The organism is Microbacterium sp. B35-04 (assembly GCF_010634885.1).
Taxonomy (GTDB): domain Bacteria; phylum Actinomycetota; class Actinomycetes; order Actinomycetales; family Microbacteriaceae; genus Microbacterium.
Map to the genome: position 1 here is coordinate 21426 of NZ_MWLP01000005.1, position 17413 is coordinate 38838.

10 protein-coding genes are annotated in these 17413 nt (G+C 69.0%); all 10 read left to right on the forward strand.

Annotation, left to right across the window (positions count from 1 at the left end; all coding sequences use genetic code 11):
* Nucleotides 1–140: 140 nt before the first annotated feature.
* The 10 genes from B1729_RS00970 to B1729_RS01015 all read left to right on the forward strand — a co-directional run bounded on the left by B1729_RS00970 (nt 141) and on the right by B1729_RS01015 (nt 17401).
* Nucleotides 141–1610, forward strand: a complete 1470-nt coding sequence (locus tag B1729_RS00970) for a DUF3375 domain-containing protein (RefSeq protein ID WP_163630221.1) — start codon at nt 141–143, stop codon at nt 1608–1610.
* On the forward strand, nt 1603–2358 hold the full coding sequence (locus tag B1729_RS00975; RefSeq protein WP_163630223.1) for a DUF4194 domain-containing protein: 756 nt from the start codon (nt 1603–1605) through the stop codon (nt 2356–2358). The genes B1729_RS00970 and B1729_RS00975 overlap by 8 nt, the downstream gene beginning before the upstream one ends.
* On the forward strand, nt 2355–5714 hold the full coding sequence (locus B1729_RS00980) for an SbcC/MukB-like Walker B domain-containing protein (RefSeq protein ID WP_163630225.1): 3360 nt from the start codon (nt 2355–2357) through the stop codon (nt 5712–5714). Before B1729_RS00975 ends, B1729_RS00980 begins: the two co-directional genes overlap by 4 nt.
* Nucleotides 5711–6970, forward strand: coding sequence for a Wadjet anti-phage system protein JetD domain-containing protein (locus B1729_RS00985; protein ID WP_163630227.1), 1260 nt, complete (start codon nt 5711–5713; stop codon nt 6968–6970). Before B1729_RS00980 ends, B1729_RS00985 begins: the two co-directional genes overlap by 4 nt.
* A gap of 163 nt (nt 6971–7133) precedes the next feature.
* On the forward strand, nt 7134–10481 hold the full coding sequence (locus tag B1729_RS00990; RefSeq protein WP_163630229.1) for a BTAD domain-containing putative transcriptional regulator: 3348 nt from the start codon (nt 7134–7136) through the stop codon (nt 10479–10481).
* Between the two features lie 216 nt (nt 10482–10697).
* On the forward strand, nt 10698–11975 hold the full coding sequence (locus B1729_RS00995; RefSeq protein WP_163630231.1) for a vanadium-dependent haloperoxidase: 1278 nt from the start codon (nt 10698–10700) through the stop codon (nt 11973–11975).
* 284 nt (nt 11976–12259) lie between these two features.
* Complete coding sequence (locus tag B1729_RS01000) at nt 12260–13732, forward strand: aspartate aminotransferase family protein (protein WP_163630233.1); 1473 nt, start codon at nt 12260–12262, stop codon at nt 13730–13732.
* Nucleotides 13729–15054: a SidA/IucD/PvdA family monooxygenase gene (locus B1729_RS01005; protein ID WP_163630235.1), complete on the forward strand. Its 1326-nt coding sequence runs from the start codon at nt 13729–13731 to the stop codon at nt 15052–15054. Before B1729_RS01000 ends, B1729_RS01005 begins: the two co-directional genes overlap by 4 nt.
* Nucleotides 15051–15617, forward strand: a complete 567-nt coding sequence (locus tag B1729_RS01010; protein WP_163630237.1) for a GNAT family N-acetyltransferase — start codon at nt 15051–15053, stop codon at nt 15615–15617. The genes B1729_RS01005 and B1729_RS01010 overlap by 4 nt, the downstream gene beginning before the upstream one ends.
* On the forward strand, nt 15614–17401 hold the full coding sequence (locus B1729_RS01015; protein WP_163630239.1) for an IucA/IucC family siderophore biosynthesis protein: 1788 nt from the start codon (nt 15614–15616) through the stop codon (nt 17399–17401). The genes B1729_RS01010 and B1729_RS01015 overlap by 4 nt, the downstream gene beginning before the upstream one ends.
* The last annotated feature ends 12 nt before the right edge of the window (nt 17402–17413 follow it).

The window sequence follows — 17413 nt, forward strand, 5'->3', positions numbered from 1 at the left end:
CGGAGCCCTGATCGATCCGGTCGGGCCGTCTGGCTGACCCGATCGCGGAACCGGGTCAGTAGAACTGAGCACAGCGACATCCTCGCGCTCGTCGCGGTCTGCTCAGCGGGGGTGTCGGCAGCACGGCTAATCTTGCAACGATGTCGAATACGCGCGCCGAGGCTGCTTACCGGCGTTCGGTACTGGCGTTCAAGGATCCGACTCTCGATCTTCTCCACGGCCGCTATGCGCCCTTCGTCGTGGCCATGCTGTCGATCGTGTTCACGTCCGAGCGCCGCTCGGTCGCGGTCGCCGACGCCCACGCCGAGATCGGCGAGGCTCTCGAAGAGCTGCGCGCGGCAGGATACGACGAGGACGAGCGCCGGCTCCCCGTCGGGACCGCTCGCGAGATCTGTCGCAGCTGGGTGCGCGTCGGCTGGCTCGCGCCGCAGCTCGAGGACGATGTCGAGGTCTACCGGCTGACCGCGCATGCCGTCGGCGCGCTCGAGATCGCGGGCCGGACCGGGGGCGGACGCGCGCGGGTGTCGCGGTCGCGGGTGCGGACGCTGCTGGACGCCGTCGAGCGGCTGTCGCGTGACGCGGAATCCGACCCGGAGCAGCGGATCGCCCTGCTGCTGGAAGAGCGTGATGCGCTTGATGCGGAGATCGCCCGGCTGCGCAACGACGAAGCGGAGCCGATCGACGATGAGCAACTGCTCGAGGAGGCGGAGAACGTCCTCCACCTCGCTCGCGAGCTGCCCGCGGACTTCTCCCGCGTCGCGGAATCGATCAAGGCGATGCAGCGGGATGTCGTCGCGGACCTGCGCCGCGACATCCGTCCCACTGGTGAGATCCTCCGCGAGTACCTGCAGCGCGGTCAGCACGTGATGCAGTCGACGCCGGAGGGGAGAGCGTTCGAAGGCGCGCTGCGCCTCATCGGCGACCCGGAGCACATCGACCGCCTGACCACGCAGCTGCGCACCCTGCTCGCGCAGCCCTTCTCCCGGTTGATGGGCACCGCACAGCGCAGCGATCTCGACTCGATCGGACGCCAGGTCGAGAAGGGCGTGCAGGACGTCCTCACCGCGCAGCGTCGGGCGTCGCAGGTCATCACGGCGCAGGTGCGCACCCATGACCCGATCCGCGACCGTCAGGTCGACGAGCTTCTGCGAAGCGTGATGTCGGGACTCCACGTGTGGATGCAGAGCTCGAAGCCCGGCGACCGCGTCGAGCCGCTGCACACCTTGCCCGTGTCCGACATCGGGCACCTTCGGCAGTCGCTCAGCGACCTCCGCCCGCAGGGCGCCCCGGCGCCGCTGACGGCACCGGACGACATCGAATTCGTGGATGCCGACACCCGCGCCTGGGGCGGGCCCAGGTACGCGGAGCTCGAAGAATACGTCGCGACGCTCGGCGATCGCTTCGACCTCGCGACCGCCTTCGAGCGCGCCGCGGACGACACGCGCCGCCCCGTCGACCTCCTCGGACTCCTGGAGATCGCCCATCGCAACGGCATGACCGAGAGCGACGAGGTCTCCGTCGCCGAAGCGCGACGGCCCGATGGGTCGAGTCGCCGGTTCGCTTTCGGCGCCGTGACCGCCCGCACTGTGAAAGAGCCTGAGAATGACTGACCTCGCGACCGCGCCCGACACCGCGACGGACGACCCGTTCATCGATCCGGTCGCGATGGAGCACGATCCGGAGGAGCTCTTTCCCGGCGATCGGGGCGTCCTCGACCCCGAGGTGCGGCGCGTGCTCGTGCGCCTGCTGCAGCGCCGCTTCCTGCTCGCCGACCGCAACCGCGGCGAGTGGACCGTGCTGATGGATCACCAGCACACCATCGAGTCGCGCCTGAACGACCTCTTCGTCCGGCTCGTGGTGGACCACGATCGCGGCGTCGCGTACAAGGAGCAGATCCGGTCGGACGAGCTCGAGATCCCGATCCTGCTGCGCGATGAGGCGTACTCACGCGCCGAGACGCTCGTGCTGGTGCATCTGCGCACGGTTTTCCAGCGCGAGACGACCGCCGGTGAGTCATCGGCGCGCGTCGACATCGAGGAGATCGAGCAGACGGTCCTGACCTACTTCGCCGAGGCGGACGGCAGCACCGCCCGCCGGCAGAAGGCGATCCGGGGCGCGGTCGCCCGGCTGCGCCAGGACGGCGTCATCGAGGAGGAGTCGGAGGGCCGGTACCGGATCAACGCGCTCGTCGAGATCCTGCTGAGCTCCGACCGCCTGCGGGCGCTGCAGGACTGGCTCGAGACGCAGTCCGCGCGGTCCGGACCGGTCGCCCTCGACGAGGCGGACGACGAGGACGCGGACGATGTCGATGACGCTGACCTCGATGTCGATGGCGACAACACGGAGGCCCCACTGTGACCATGCTCGACACGCTCTTCGGGCTCATCCCTGCGGCATCCCGGGGGCAGCAGTGGGTGGCCGATGAGCTCCAGCTCGTCAACTGGGGCGGTTACGACGGGGCGCACCGCGTCCGCTTCTCGCCGGCGGCCACGCTGCTGTGCGGCGGATCGGGCTCCGGCAAGTCGACGTTGATGGACGCGTATGTGGCCCTCATGATGCCGCACACGACTCCGTTCAACGGCGCCTCCAACGGCGCCGTCGTCGGGCGGCCGCGGGGTCAGGAGCAGCGCAACATCCTCTCGTACGGGCGGGGCAAGACCGACGAGACCCGCACCGAGGACGGCACGAAGCTCACGGTGCTCCGCGGCGACGGCACCGACACCTGGTCGGCGATCTCGATGACCTGGCTCGATCACGACGGCTCTCGCTTCACCGCGGTGCGCGCCTGGTACATCCCGGCGGCCGCGCGCGTCCTGGAGGACACGGTGCGTGTGCGTGCGACCGTCAATGGTCCGTTCGATCTGAGCTCGCTCGAAGCCGCGGCATCGCTGCGATTGACGGATGCCGCCGTCAAGAGTGTCGGATTGGACACCGTCGCGACCGACCGCGAGTTCTCTGCTCGTCTTCATACCGTGCTCGGCATCGGCGCGGCCGGCGCCGGCGCCAAGGCGATGAGCCTCCTCGCCCGCATCCAGGCGGGGCAGCAGATCACCACCGTCGACGACCTCTACAAGCGCATGGTGCTCGAGGAGCCCGAGACACTGGCCACCGCCGACGCGGTGGTCGCGCATTTCGACGGTCTCGAGGGCACCCGCAGCCGCATGCTGACCGCGCAGCAGCAGGTGCGCGCGCTGCAGCCGATCAGGTCGGCGCGGGCGCGGATCGAAGACGCGGCCGAGCGGCTGCGCCTGCTCGACGCCATCGGCCGCTTCACCGAGCCGGATTCGCTGGCGACGCTGTGGCGGGCATCCCGCCGCCTCGACCTGCTGCGCGATGTCGAAGCCGAATTGCAGGCCGGCACCCGCACCGCGGATGCCGCCGTGCGTGAGAAGCAGACGCTGGCCGAGGCGGCGGACCTGGCGCGGGAAGGTCTCGGAGAGGTGCTGCGCGCGGCGGGCGGCGACCGGCTCGAGACCGCGCACCGGGAGCTGCGCGGACTCGAGAACCGGCTCGCGAGCGTGGGACGGGAGCGCGAGAAGCTCGATGCCGCCCTCGATGTGCTGCAGATCGAGGTCGGCTCGGCGCGGGAGTTCGAGGCGTTGTCGCGTCGCGCCCGCGAGGCGGCCGCCGACAGCGATGCCAAGCAGACACTCCGTGAGGCGTACGCGGCTGCGGTCGGCGCCAGGAACGCCCTCGCGGCGCGCGTCACCGACCTCGAGACCGAGCGGCGCGAAGCCGAGGGCCGCGACGACAACATCCCCGACCGGCTCCGCCGATCCCGTGAGCTGCTGGCGCGCGCTGCCGGCCTGGCCACCGGCGACCTGCCCTTCGTCGGCGAGCTCATAGAGGTCCGCACGGAGTTCGAGCCCTGGCGGGAGGCCTTCAACCTCGCACTCGGCGGCTTCGCCACTACGCTGCTCATCGACGTCGCGCTGCTGCCGGCGTTCCGCGCCGCCATCGACTCGGTCCGCACTGCCGACCGCCTCCGCTACGAGGGCGTGCACACCGGCCTTCCGGAGGCCCGCGCACGGGACCCGCATACCCTTCCCGGCCGGCTCGACTACAAGAGCACCCCCTTCACTGGTTGGCTGCAGGAGGAGCTGGACCGACGGTTCGGCTACGTCTGCGTCGACGCGGCGACTCAGCTGGCGGACCACCGGATGACGCTGACGATCACCGGGCAGACCTCGCACGGATCGCGCGGGGCGCACGGCGGGCACGGTCGAGGCAACGTCCTCGGCTTCTCCACCCACCGTCGCCTCGGCGAACTCGATGCGCAGCTGGGGGCCGTCCGCGCCGAGCTCGCAGCCGCCCGGACGACGGCCGCCGAGGCCGCTGTGGAGCTCGACGCCTTCGACGCGCGGCTCGCCGCCTATGCGAAGATCCAGGGCCTCACCTGGGAGGAGGTCGACGTCGCCTCCCTCGAACAGGAACGCGAACGGTGGCAGGCGATCATCGCAGACGTCACCGCCGCGAACCCCGCCATCGCCGGCATCCAGTCCCGGATCGACCAGAAGAGAAAGGAGGCCGCCGAGCTGCGCGAGGAGATCGGCGGCGCCAAGGCGGAGCGGAAGCGCCTCGCCGATGCGTGGGCGGCCACAACCGACGAGGTCGACGCCGCCCAGGCGGTGATCGACGCGGCAGAGGCCGCAGGGCGTGCGCTTGGCGATGACCAGGCGTCCTACCTCGACACGCAGTTCCTTGTTCCCGACCAGACCGGATCTTCGACGCGCACGCAGGATCTGGCGCGCTTCGATGCGGCGCTCGACTCCGCGGCGCGCCGGTTCGGCGACGATCAGCGCGCCGCCCAGGACGCCGTGGCGGAACAGCGAGAGAGCCTGCGGCGGACCCTGAGCGGCTTCCTGGATCGCTGGCCCAACCCGAACCTTCTCGCCGACCCAGACCATTCGCTCGGCGACTTCGAGCGCATCCTCGCCGACCTCGAGACCAGTGGCCTGCACGAACTGGAGACGGAGTGGCGCGACAGCCTGCTGAAGCTCTCGGGGAACGACCTCACCAACCTCGATTCGACACTCAGCCGTTCGCTGCGGGAGATCCGCGACCGCATCGATCCCATCAACGTGATCATGCAGGATCTGCCGTTCTACGACGATGACCACCGGCTGCAGATCACACCGCGCGAGAATCAGTCCGAGGTACGCCGGCGATTCCGCAAAGAGCTCCGCGAGGTGCGCGCGCTGATCGAATCCGTCACCACCGACGAGGAGCGCGAACGCGCCTACCACCGGATGTCGCGGTTGATCAACCGCCTGCGCCGCAATGCTCCGGACTTCGCCGAACTCGTCGACGTCCGAAATCACGTGCGGGTGAGCGCGGAGCGCATCCACGCCACCACCGCGCAGCACGTCGCGCTCTACGATCACATCGGCGAGAAGTCCGGCGGGGAGTCCCAGGAGCTGATCGCGTTCATCGTCGGAGCGGCCCTGCGATACCAGCTGGGTGACGCCGGCGCCGAGCGCCCACGGTACGCTCCCGTGTTCCTCGACGAAGCCCTCATCAAGGCCGACGCGCACTTCACCAAGCGCGCGATCGGCGCCTGGCGCGGTCTCGGGTTCCAGCTCATCATCGGCGCTCCGAACGACAAGTACAGCGCGATCGAGCCGCACGTCGATGTCGAGTACGACATCCTCAAAGACACCCACGGCCGCTCGTGGGCCAAGCCGAAGGTGGCCCTCTCGGAGGCTCGCGGGTGAGCGAACGGCTCCTCCAGCCGGCCGACGCCGCGAAGGCGCTCGCACGCCACCTCGAGCACTCATGGGCGGAGCGGATCTACGCGGAACTCGTCGGCGAGGCCGAGCGGCCGTTCGCGGTGTCATTGCGACCGGGAATCTCAGGCTCGGCGAGCGTCGAGCGAGTCGGAATCCCAGCGTGGCACGAGTGGCGCACGGCATGGCGGAACGCCGGTCTCACCGACCTCGAGGGCGTCCGCCTCGAGGAGAGCAGGATCAACGTCGCCGGCCGGACCACGGTCGAACCACGGCGACTTCACATCGACTCCCTGGCCGCCGGCATCCGTGCACTCGCCCACTTCGCGGCATCCCCGCTCGAGGAGGATGTGGACCGCGCCCGCAAGATCGGTGCTCGCCTGCGGGATACCGGAGCGATCCTCACGCCCGGAACGCTGCGGACGGTCTGCCGGCTCTCCGATGCGGACGTGGATGTCGCCGTCGATGTCGCCGCCTGGCTGCGCGAGCACGAGGACCTCAGCGGGTGGACGTCCCGCCAGCTACCGGTTCCCGGCATGCATACGAAGTGGCTGTCGGGCCACCGGCAGCTCATCGCGGCGCTCGTCGACCGCGACCCCGCGGTCGAGACGCGACCGCGGCTCTCGGTCATCCACTTCACCTACGTCGACCCCGACTACCTCGCCACCGGTGGTCGGCGCCACGACGCGTGGACCACCGGCGACAGCCACGAACTCGCATACCTTCCGAGGAATGTGCTCATCGTCGAGAACCGAGACTGTCGTCTGTGGTTTCCCGGGCTCGCCGACACCGTGGTCGTCGAGGGTGGCGGTATGGCCGCCGCGGTCTTACTCGGTGGGATCGACTGGATCACCGGAGCCCGCATCGTCTACTGGGGAGACATCGACAGCGACGGCTTCGCCATCCTCGACAATCTCAGATCGGAGATGTCACCGCGCGGGGTCAGCGTCGAGTCGATCCTGATGGACGAGGCGACACGCGTGCGCTACGTCCACCTGGGGGTCGACCGGGACCGCAAGGGCAAGCTCTTGCAGCCATCGACAGCGCGGCTGGCGAATCTCACCCCGGAGGAGGCGGACTGCTACGCGGCGATCGCCACATCCGGCCCCGCAGCGACAAGACGAATCGAGCAGGAGCGCATCGATCTCGCGGATGCCCGGCGTGCATTGTGCCGCCTGCTGGCAGGACAGCCTGGTAGCGACAGCAGACCCAGATCACCACGCCTGCATTCTGGGACGGGTTGACCTCGGAGGTCACCGGATTTGCCGGTCACGAGCCACGTGCCGACGTCGATGTCGCCGCTCACCGGGAACGGTGCGATCGTGTCAGGACAAACGGGCCTTCCGGACGTGTTCGGCCGATAGCAGCTGTCTTGACGGATGTCGGAGCCGGGCGCACAGTGGCCCCATGGAGGTTCGCGTTCTTGGAGCGCTGACACTCGACGATGGCCGGATTCCACTGGCTCCGCGGGATCGTGCGGTGCTGGGTGCGCTCACCATCCGGCTCGGCGCATCCCTGTCCGTCGAATCCCTCGCGGCGGCGGTCTGGGGAGATGATCCTCCCGCCTCATGGTCCCATGTCATTCGGGGCTGCATCATGCGGCTGCGCAGGCTCATCGCGCCCGACCGGATCGAGACGACCCCGCGCGGGTACCGCTTGATCCCGGAGCACATCGACGTCGACGCCGAGCGGTTCGAACGACTTGTCACAAGGGGTTCGCGTCAGCTGGAGCTCGGCGAGCCCGAGCGGGCAGCGCACACATTCTCGGAGGCGCTCGCACTGTGGCGGGGGGAGCCCTACGTCGAGCTCATGGACTGGGGGCCGGCTCGGATCGCGTCGGGACGTCTGGCGGAGCTGCGGCTCGGTGTGGAGGAGCTGCTTCTGGACGCGCGGCTGCAAGCAGGTGATGTACAGGAGGTGACCGCATTGGCGCGCGCCCGCGTCGCCGAGGCACCATTGCGCGAGCGACGCTGGGTGGTGCTGAGCGTGGCGCAGTACCGCCAGGGTCGGCAAGCGGATGCGCTCGCCACGGTCCGCAGGGCGCGCGTGCTGCTCGCCGCCGAGCTGGGCCTGGATCCGTGCACCGAGCTCGCCGAGCTGGAGCAGGCGATCCTCCGGCAGGATCCCGCGCTGATGTCCGACCGGGTGTTCCGAGCCGAGAGCCCGGAATGCCCGTACTTCGGGCTGCCTCCCGCGGGAGTGGCGGATGCCGAGCGGTACTTCGGTCGCGAGCAGGAGCTGATCGGCGCTATTCGGGCGCTCGAGGAGCGCGGCGTGCTGCTCGTCGCCGGCTCATCGGGCGTCGGCAAGTCCTCATTCGTGAGGGCAGGGATCGCTGCCGAGTTCCTCGCGCGAGGTGTCGACGTCGCCATCGTGACGCCCGGCGAGCACCCGATCGATGTCCTTCGCGATGTCGATCTGCCCGTGGGAGAGTCGCTGCTGATCGTCGATCAATGCGAGCAGGCCTTCGCCGCCGATGACCCCGCCGAGATCCGCGAATTCTTCGACGCCCTGTCGCAGATGGTGTACTGCGGCATGCTCGTCGTCGCCATCCGCGCCGACCGTCTCGGAGACCTGGCCGATCACCAAGGATTCGCCCAGATCATCCAGTCGCATCTGCTCCTCCTCACCGCGCTCGGACCCGACAGCCTCCGAACCGTGATCGAGAGGCCTGCAGATCAGGCGGGCCTCATCCTGGAGCCGGGCCTCGTGGAGATCCTGGTCCGCGATGCGGATGGGCGCACGCTTCCGCTGCTTTCTCACGCTTTGCGTCAGGTGTGGTTCCGTCGTGAGGGCCGCGTTCTGACGGTCGAGGCGTATCGGGCATCCGGTGAGATCGTTGGTGCCGTCGCGAAGACCGCGGAGGAGGTCTTCGCGACGCTCTCGGAGGAGGGCGTGCGGTTGCTGCGCGACATCCTGCTCCGTCTCGTCGAAGCCTCCGCGGACGGTGCGGTCGTCTCTCGTCGCGTCGAACGCACGCGCATCGCGATCGACGACGCGCACGCGCAGATCGTCGACCGGCTGGTCGATGCCCGGCTCATCACGACAGACGAGGAGTCGGTTGAGGTGTCTCACGAAGCGCTTGCACGGGAATGGCCACGGTTGAAGGAGTGGCTCGCGGACGATGTCGAGGGCCAACGGATCATGCGGCACCTCAGCTCCTCCGCCGCCGCCTGGGATGCGATGGGCCGACCCGACAGCGAGCTCTACCGTGGCGGCCGGCTGTCGACGGCCCAGCACTGGCGGGACGCGGTCGATCCCGCGATCACCGCGGTTGAGCGAGAGTTCCTCGACGCCGCGGCAGCGCATGAGACCGCAGCACTCGCCGCCGCGCAAGGACAGCTCCGCAAAGAGCGCCGGATGGTGCGCCGACTGTCCTGGGTGTCGGCCGGGGCAGCCGCTCTCGCGATCGTCGCTGTCACGGCCGGCATCCTCGCGGGGCTCCAGGCGAATCACGCCGCGACGGCCGCCGAGGCACGGCGCGTCGCCGCACGCGCGCTCGACGAGCCCCACTTCGACCGCGCGCTTCTGCTCGCCGTGGAGGCCACCCGGCTCTGGGACAGCTCCGAGACACGCCTCAACCTCGTACGCGTCATCTCACGCGCACCCCACCTGACGAGCATCATCCGCATACCGGAAGACGAGGTGGCCGCCTTGAGCATGTCCGTCGCCGAGGACGGGACCCGAGCATCGGTGATCGACAGCGATCAGGGTGTGCGCCTATTCGATCTCGACGCCCGCACGCAGCTCGGCGAGTACTCGCCGTCCGGCAGCGGAGTTGTGACCTCGGCGATCGACCCCATCACTGGGGCGGTCGTTTTCAGCGAGACATCCGACCCGTTCCTGCGAACGGGCAGGCTCGATCTCGCAGACGCCGGCCGATCGGGCGTGACCACCTACGAGGGGGTGGATCGGACGGCCGCAGACGTCGAGTTCTCGGTCGACGGATCCCTCTTTGCAGCGCTTGCGCCGACAGGGCAGCCCGGTGGGGTCGCCCTCTGGTGGGGCGCCAAGGGGAACCTGACCGGGCCGATTCTCCTGGATCTGGACGTGATCTTCCGCGATCCTCTGTCCGAGCAGGTCTTCAGCTTCAGTGCCGTGAAATTCTCTCCGGACGGCTCGCGGATGTATATCAGCGGATCCAAAACGACCATCGTTCTTGAGACGGCAACGGGCGAAGAGCTCGCTCGGATCGCCGGCAACGGAATTCTCGCCATCAGTCCGGATGGCGGACGTATCGCGGTCCGAGACGGCCCACGCGCGGTTCGGATCGTGGATACCTCCGGGGTCGCCGCACCAACCACCATCTCGCTGTCATCCTTTCCGTGGGCGGCCGACTTCCACCCCGACAGGCCGCTACTCGCCATCGCAGGTGCAGGGGTCGTGGTGGCCAGCACCATGACCGGCGAGATCCTCGAGACACTGGTCGGTCATGACGGCTGGGTCACCGCGGCCGAATTTCGACCGACCGGCGAGTTGGTCACGGCCGGAATCGAGGGTGCGATCATGACATGGAATCTCGGGGACTGGTCGGCGGATCTTCCCGGCCGTCTTGTCCTACGGCACCACGTGTGGCTCGAACCCAATGAGCGCACCGTCATGTTCAAGGAGTTCCAGGGGGGTTGGCAGCATGTCGTCGCCGAGCCCGCCGTATGGCAGGAACACGCCTGTGGGATCGCGGGACGAGTACTCACCGAACAGGAGTGGGCGGAGCTGTTGGGATCTCGTCCGTACGCCCCGGCATGCCGCGAGTGACCTCGGCCTGAGATCCGGACGGTCGATACAGGACTGATACAGCGCTTTGGTTGAGTGCACCCACTCGCACTGCGTCCAGCCCGACCAGTCATGTGACGAGTCGCGACGCAACCGCCTAGCCGCGGTCAGGTGAGACCTAGAAGGGGACGGATCATGCGACCAGGACTACATAAGCGCACACTCGGCACTTTCACGCTTGCCGCTCTCGTCGCGCTGGTGGCAACAGCGCTGGGAACCGCGCCCGCGGTGGCACAGCCGCAACATTCCGACGCGGTGCGTGTCTGGAATCTCCATGCTTCGGACGCGCTGATAAACCCCACAGGGGCCGACATTCCCGGTGCAGCTCAGGCGCCGCCGGTCTCGCAATTGCACCTCGCGATGGTGCAGGGAGCCGTCTACGACGCGGTCAACGCGATCGTAGGCGGATACCAGCCCTACCTGCCAGATCTTCCAGCGGTGTCCCGGTCGGCATCGCAGGAGGCCGCCGTCGCCACCGCCGCGCACCACGTGCTGGTCGGCTTGGGAATCGGACTGGTACCCGCGTTGCCGCAGGTGGTCCGGGACCGGCTTGATGGCCTCTATGCCGCCGCGCTCGCAAGCATCCCCGCCGGCGATGCCAAGACCGAGGGGGTGGCAGCAGGTGCAGCCGCCGCGGCGGCCATGCTCGAAGCACGAACCGATGACGGCCGCTACGCGGTTTCTCCCACCGGCGGGCCCATTTTGTGGCAGGTCGGCACCGGGCCCGGCGAATGGCGTCCCATTTCGCCGCCAGAGCCGAGCAACGCCCTTGCATGGGTGAGCGCGGTCGAACCGTTCACGCTTGAGAGCACATCCCAGCTCCGCACGGCAGGGCCGAACGCACTGACCAGCCACGACTACGCAAAGGACTACAACGAGGTGAAAGACCTCGGAGCAATCGACAGCCGCCGCACCGCCAAGCAGAACGTCGTCGCCGACCTGTACGCGGCGCACCCGCCGGAGCTGTTCAACCGCACATTCCGGGCGATATCCGAAGCGGAGGGACTCACGCTCGCCGAAGAAGCCCGCCTTTTCGCCATGTTGAACCTGGCCACTGCAGACAGTGTCATCAGCTGCTTCGACGACAAGAACTTCTGGAACTTCTGGCGTCCGGTGACCGCCATCCACGAGGGCGACAATGACGGCAACCGCAAGACCGTGGGCGATACGGAATGGGCGCCGCTCCTCGCGGCTCCGCCGTATTCCGAGCATCCATCTGGCTACAACTGCGTTTCGGCGGCATACATGCACGCTGCCATGGCCTTCTTCGACACCAACAGGATGAACTTCAGTGTCGTGAGGATCGCGACCGGTGCGACGCGAGAGTACAAGCACTTCAGTGCCGTGGTCGATGACACCATCGACGCGCGCGTATACCAAGGTCTCCACTTCCGGGAGGCCGAGGTCCAGGGCGCAGGGATCGGTGAAGGCGCCACCCGCTGGCTTGATCGGCACTTCCTTCAGCCAGTGAAGTGACCCGACCCTGCCGCTTCGACAGGAACGAAACGAATCCAGAAGGCTGAGCCGGATCGAACCCGCCTGAAAGGGAGGTCGATCCGGCTCAGATATGTGGTCGATGGGCCGCATGTGCTGTTCCGCACGGCGCCCGGCTCGAAGCTCGCCGAGCTTTCGACGAACCCCGCGTCGCCTTCGAAGTCGACGAATACGACGGCGGGGTAGCGAACCGGACGACGTCCGAGTTGACACCCTCACCAGGATCATGGAAGTTAGGTAAGCCAAACCTAACCGAAGGAGTGCTGGTGCACGAGTTGCTGACACGCCCCACCGCCGATCTCTACCGCTCGCTGGTCGCTCAGACCACGTCGCGAGTGGCGACGCGCTTCGAGACAGTGACCCAGCCGTTCTCCGGCGCGGCACGTTCGGATCTGCAGGAGCTCGTCGACGGCGTCGCCCTCGACGTCGACGGCGTCGGCACGGCCCGCGCGATCCGCGAGATCGATGAGCTGTTCTTGGAGCACGCCGTCTGGTTCCATCACCCGTCCTACGCGGCGCACCTCAACTGCCCGGTCGCGCTGCCTGCGGTGGCAGCCGAGACCGTCCTCGCGGCGGTGAACACCTCGGTCGACACCTACGACCAGTCCACCGTCGGCACCCTCATGGAGCGCCGCCTCCTGACCTGGACCTCGGAACGCATCGGGTTCCCGCACGGCGGTGGGGTGTTCACCTCGGGCGGCACGCAGTCGAACCTCCACGCCCTCTTCCTCGCTCGCGAAGCGGCGCTCGCGCGGACGGAGCTCGCGCGTCCGCGGGCACTCGCGCGCCTGGCCGTGTTCGCAACGGCGTCGAGCCATTTCAGCGTGGGCAAGTCGGCCCTGCTCCTCGGCTTGACCGAAGACGCGGTCATCGCCGTTGCCGACGACGGCGAGGGACGCATGGATGCCGCAGCCCTGACGGTCGCGCTGCGCGAGGCCGAGGCATCCGGTCGCCTTCCGATGGCCGTCGTCGCGACCGCCGGCACCACCGACCGCGGTGTCATCGACCCGCTCGCACCGATCGCGGACGTGTGCGACGCCGGCGGCGTGTGGCTGCACGTCGATGCGGCGTACGGGTGCGGGCTCCTCGTCTCACCGCGCCGCCGGCATCTCCTCGCCGGGATCGAGCGGGCGCGATCGGTCACGGTCGACTTCCACAAGAGCTTCTTCCAGCCGGTGTCATCGAGCGCGCTGCTGGTGCGCGAACCGCGAGACCTCGCGGCGGGCGCGTGGCATGCCGACTATCTCAATCCGCTCGAGAACGAGGAGCCGAATCAGGTCGACGTGTCGCTGCAGACGACGCGCCGCTTCGACGCGCTGAAGCTGTGGGTGACGCTCCGCGCCGTCGGCGCCGAGCGTCTGGGCGAGATGTTCGACACCGTCATCGACCTCGCGCAATGGGTGAGCGACGAGGTCGCGACCGATCCCGAGCTGGAGCTCGTCGGCCGGACGCAGCTGAGCACGGTGCTGTTCCGCGTCCGGCCGGACGGAGCGGATGCCGCGACGCAGGACGCGCTGGTGGCCGGCGTTCGGCGGGTCCTGTTCGAGTCGGGGCGCGCGCTCGTCGCCAAGACGGTGATCGACGGCCGGGCCTGCCTCAAGCTCACCCTGTTGAACCCCGAGACCACGGCCGACGACATCCGCGGGGTCCTCGCGATGGTGAAGGATGCCGCGACCACGCTGGCGGGGATCGCCCCGGAGCTCGACGGGCTTCTCGCCGATGCGGAGGCGACCGCATGACCGGGCACGTGCACGACGTCGTCGGGGTCGGGATCGGGCCCTTCAACCTCGGCCTGGCGTGCCTCGCCCAACCCACGGAGCTGGATGCGGTGTTCCTCGACCGCAACGATGGGCTCCGGTGGCATCACGGCATGATGATCGAGGGCGCGACCATCCAGGTGCCGTTCCTCGCGGACCTCGTCACGATGGCCGACCCGACGTCGGAGTTCTCCTTCGTCAACTGGCTCAAGCACACCGGCCGGCTGTACCCGTTCTACATCCGCGAGAGCTTCTATGCGCTGCGCGCCGAGTACGACGCATACTGCCGCTGGGCCGCGGACCGTCTGCCGAACCTGCTCTGGAATCACGAGGTCGTCGCCATCGAGCACGACCTCGACGACGACGTCTACGTCGTCCGCGCTATGCGCACCGACACCGGCGAGCAGAGCGAGCTGCGCGCGCGACACGTCGTGCTCGGCGTCGGCACCCGGCCGGCCATCCCGCCGGCGCTGCGCGGCATCGACGGCCCCGCGATCCACAGTTCGGACTACGTCGACCGCCGCGACGAGCTGCGCGCGTCGGACTCGATCACGGTGGTCGGCAGCGGGCAGTCGGCGGCGGAGATCTACCGCGACCTGCTGGAGGGCGTGCGCGAGGGCGGGTACCGCCTGGACTGGATCACCCGTTCGCCGCGGTTCTTCCCGATGGAGTACACCAAGCTCACCCTGGAGATGACCTCACCGGAGTACACCGATCACTTCCATGCCCTCCCGCTCGGCATCCGTCAGCACCTCGGCCGTGAGCAGCGCAGCCTCTACAAGGGCATCTCGGGCGAGCTCATCGACGACATCTACGACACCCTGTACCGCCTCAGCGCCCACGGCGCGGTGCCGACCACGCTCCTGACCGACACGGAGGTGACGTCGGCCGAGTGGGACGGTGATCGCTACCGCCTGCGCCTGCGCCACGGGCAGCTCGACCGCGAGCACGAACGCGAGACGGCCTCCCTGATCCTCGCCACCGGCTATGCCGCCGAGACGCCCCCGTTCCTGTCCCCCGTGGTCGAGCGCCTCGACCACGACGCTCTCGGACGTCTCGCGGTCGCCCGCGACTACAGCGTCGACGGCGGCCGCGGCCGGATGTTCGTGCAGAACGGCGAGGAGCACACCCACGGCCTCACCGCACCCGACCTCGGTTTCGGTGCGTGGCGCAACTCGTCGATCCTCGCGTCGATCACCGGCCGCGAGGTCTATCCGATCGAACGCCGCATCGCCTTCCAGGACTTCGGGGTTCCCGCCGACGCGTTCGAGGCGGCGAGCGCGGGATCCGGGGCGGCACGATGATGGCGTCCGTTTCGCTCGTCGCCGCCGACCCACGCCGGGACGCGCCCGTGGTGCAGCGGTGGCTCGCCGACCCGCACGCCGCGTTCTGGCAGATGGGCGGTCACGACGTCGACGCCGTGTGCGATTATCTCGCGAGCGTGGTGACCGACCCGTACCAGGATGGCTGGCTCGGGCTGGTGGACGGTGCGCCGACCTTTTTCGCCGAGACGTACGACCCGGCGCACGTGCTGCTGAGCGGCATCCATGACACCCTCCCCGGCGATCTGGGCATGCATGTGCTCATCGCGCCGCCCGGCGACCACCCCCGGCGCGGCCTGACCGACGCGGTCTTCGCTGCCGTCATGGCATGGTGCTTCGACGAACTCGGCGCAGAGCGCGTCGTCGTCGAACCGGACGCCCGCAACCACCTGATCCGCCGCAAGAACGTGCGCGCCGGATTCACCGAACTGCGCCACGTGACGATCGAGGACGGCGCCCACAGCAAGGCGGCCGTGCTGTCGGTGTGCACGCGCGACGACTACCGCCGTTCAGAACTCGCCGCCACCGGAAAGGCACTTGTATGATCTCCCCCGCCTCGCACCTCTCCCCCGTGGCGCTCGCCCATGCCCAGCGCCACCTCGTCGCGAAGGCGATCGCCGAGTTCAGCCACGAGCGCCTGCTCGCCCCCGAGCCGGTCGTCGGCGGCTGGCGGCTGGTGGTGCCGCACGCCGCTGTCGAATACCGCTTCGCGGCGGTGCGCACTGAGCTCGAGCATTGGATCATCGACGAGGCCAGCCTGCACCGTCTCGTCGACGGGGCTCCCGCGGAGCTCGACGCGCAGGCGCTCATCCTCGAGCTGCAGCAGCTGCTCGGCCTCTCCGACCAGCTGCTGCCGATCTATCTCGAGGAGATCGCATCGACGCTCGCCGGCGCCGCGTTCAAGATCGCGCGCGGCGGACCATCCGCCGATGAGCTCACCGTGGCGGACTTCCAGACCATCGAGTCCGCCATGACCGAGGGCCACCCCGGCTTCGTCGCCAACAACGGGCGCATCGGGTTCGGCGTGTCCGACCACGCCGCCTACGCCCCCGAGGCCGGCCGCCCGTTCCGGCTGGTGTGGCTCGCCGCCCGCCGGTCGCTCTCCCACCTCGCGCTCGGCGCCGGCCTCGACGAGACATCCCTCCTCTCCGAGGAGTTCTCGCCCTCCGAACGCGCCCGGTTCGCTGCGCGCCTCGAGGAGACCGGCGAGAACCCCGACGGCTACCACCTGCTCCCCGTGCACCCGTGGCAGTGGGAGAACCGTATCTCGATCACGTTCGCTCCCGACATCGCCCGCCGGGATCTCGTCCTCATCGGGGAGAGCGACGACGAGTACCGCGCCCAGCAGTCGGTGCGCACCATGTTCAACACCACCCACCCCGACCGCCACTATGTCAAGACCGCCCTCGCGGTGCAGAACATGGGCTTCCTCCGGGGCCTGTCGCCGGCCTACATGCGCGTCACACCCGCCATCAACGACTGGGTCGCCGACCTCGTCGCCGGCGACGCCACGCTCCGGGAGTCCGGCTTCCGCGTGCTGCGGGAGCGCGCGTCGATCGGCTACACCGGCGACGCGTACCACCGCACCCCGACGCCGTCGGCGCACCGCAAGATGCTCGCGGCGCTATGGCGCGAGAGCCCTATCCCGCTCATCGCCCCCGGCGAGCACCTCGCCACCATGGCCTCGCTGCTGCACCGCGACGCGTCCGGTCACTCCTTCGCCACCGCCCTCGTGCGGGCGTCGGGCATCCCGGCGGCGCAGTGGGTGCGGGCGTACCTGCGGGTCTACCTGCGCCCGCTCGTGCACTGCCTGCTCGCCCACGACCTCGCGTTCATGCCGCACGGCGAGAACCTCATCCTCATCCTCGAGGGTCACGTGCCCACCGGGGTGTTCATGAAGGACATCGGCGAGGAGGTCGCACTGCTCGCCGATCGCGCCGTACCCGACGACGTCCGCCGCATCGTGTCACCCGTCGACGACGGGGAGGAGGCGCTCGCGATCTTCACCGACGTCTTCGACGGGGTCCTGCGCCACCTCGCCGGCATCCTGCACGTCGACGGCACGCTGCCGGAGGCCGAGTTCTGGCGGATCGCCGCCGAGATCATCGACGAGCACGCGGGGCAGCATCCCGATCTCGATTCCCGCGTCGATCTGCGCGCCGACGTGTTCGCGCACTCCTGCCTGAACCGCCTGCAGCTGCGCAACACGCTGCAGATGGTGGACCTCGCCGACCAGTCCGCCTCGCTCATGTACGCCGGAACCCTGACGAACCCGATCGCGCGCTCGCGTTCGCCGATCGCGGCCCCGCGCGAGCTTCTGGAAGTCTGACTCCATGGCGGA

Excerpts from the sequence above, each read along its gene's own strand:
- B1729_RS00970 (WP_163630221.1), top strand. The coding sequence starts at position 141 with ATGTCGAATACGCGCGCCGAGGCTGCTTACCGGCGTTCGGTACTGGCG.
- B1729_RS00975 (WP_163630223.1), top strand. The coding sequence starts at position 1,603 with ATGACTGACCTCGCGACCGCGCCCGACACCGCGACGGACGACCCGTTC.
- B1729_RS00990 (WP_163630229.1), top strand. The coding sequence starts at position 7,134 with ATGGAGGTTCGCGTTCTTGGAGCGCTGACACTCGACGATGGCCGGATT.
- B1729_RS01005 (WP_163630235.1), top strand. The coding sequence starts at position 13,729 with ATGACCGGGCACGTGCACGACGTCGTCGGGGTCGGGATCGGGCCCTTC.
- B1729_RS01010 (WP_163630237.1), top strand. The coding sequence starts at position 15,051 with ATGATGGCGTCCGTTTCGCTCGTCGCCGCCGACCCACGCCGGGACGCG.
- B1729_RS01015 (WP_163630239.1), top strand. The coding sequence starts at position 15,614 with ATGATCTCCCCCGCCTCGCACCTCTCCCCCGTGGCGCTCGCCCATGCC.